The 239-nt window shown below is 42.7% G+C and carries 1 protein-coding gene; it reads left to right on the top strand.

The genetic code is table 11. The features are described from left to right. Positions 1-239, top strand: a 239-nt coding sequence (locus SAY88_RS25615) for an aconitase family protein (RefSeq protein ID WP_332635250.1), incomplete at both ends; no start/stop codon positions are given.

The following is a 239-nucleotide window of genomic DNA, read 5'->3' as shown; positions in this document are numbered from 1 at the left end:
CAAGGGCAAGAACTAGAAAGAGGCACTTCATATTTACGGTTGCGCCCTGACAGGGTTGCTATGCAAGATGCTACAGCTCAGATGGCTATGCTTCAGTTCATTTCATCAGGGCTTCCAAAAGTAGCAGTGCCTTCCACGATTCACTGTGACCATTTAATAGAAGCACAAGTGGGAGGAGTCGAAGATTTGAAAAGAGCAAAAAATTTAAATGAAGAAGTTTATAGTTTCTTAAGGAGCGC

Origin of the sequence: Halalkalibacter flavus (assembly GCF_036663575.1) — a bacterium.
GTDB lineage: Bacteria > Bacillota > Bacilli > Bacillales > Bacillaceae_D > Halalkalibacter > Halalkalibacter flavus.
Note: the sequence above shows the minus strand (reverse complement) of the source record. Positions and strands in the feature narration are given on the sequence as shown.